The 738-nt window shown below is 68.2% G+C and carries 1 protein-coding gene; it reads right to left on the minus strand.

Translation table 11 applies throughout. The features are described 5' to 3' along the window. A partial coding sequence (locus CFP71_RS42550) for a glycosyltransferase 87 family protein (RefSeq protein ID WP_244200052.1) occupies positions 1 to 425 on the minus strand: 425 nt, incomplete at its 3' end. Between the last annotated feature and the right edge of the window lie 313 nt (positions 426 to 738).

A 738-nucleotide genomic window follows, 5' to 3' on the forward strand; every position in this document is an offset into this window, starting at 1 on the left:
GTCTGGCGGACCGGTTCGAGGAAGAGCGCCGGGGTGATCGCCAGCGACGCGACGAGCAGCGCTTTCCGCCGGTCCGCGGACGGCCACAGCGTGCGGGCGATCGCGTAGAAGGTCACCCCCAGCGCGGCCAGGCCGAGCGCGAACAGCAGGAGTACGGAGCCGGTCCACGGCACCAGTGCCAGCGGGGTGAGCACCAGGGCGGCGAACGGCGGGTAGATGAACAGCAGCGGGATGCCGGCGTCCGACAGCGGCAGCGCGCCGTAGAGGTCGCCGCCGTTCCACAGTGTGTCGACACCGAAGCGGTAGATCTCGAGGTCGCTGTGGGAATCGCCCGTCGTCGCCCAGGCCACGAGGCACGCCAGCGCCAGGGCGGCGAACGCGCCGACCGGCCACCAGGCCCGGCCGCGCGACGTGACTGGAGACATCGCTCGGTGACCCTTCGGACGTGCGTCGATGATCACGACTGTACCCGGCGGCGAGATGCGACTTCCGTTGGCAGTCAGCGCCGAAACATTGGTCTAGACTTTTCATTCCCCAGTGTGGTGAAAGGGACCGGTCCATGCGCGGAACGACGGTGTTGCCCAGGACTCCTTGCCTCGAACCGAAGGCGGGGGAATTGCCACTTCATCGGCTGGAGGTCCGCGCGCCGGACGCCCTGCCGTTCACGGTCGGAACGTTCGACACCATCGGGCCGATGTCGCGGGCGGCATTCCCGCATCGGCACACTTTCTACGAAAT

The organism is Amycolatopsis thailandensis (assembly GCF_002234405.1).
Taxonomy (GTDB): Bacteria; Actinomycetota; Actinomycetes; order Mycobacteriales; family Pseudonocardiaceae; genus Amycolatopsis; species Amycolatopsis thailandensis.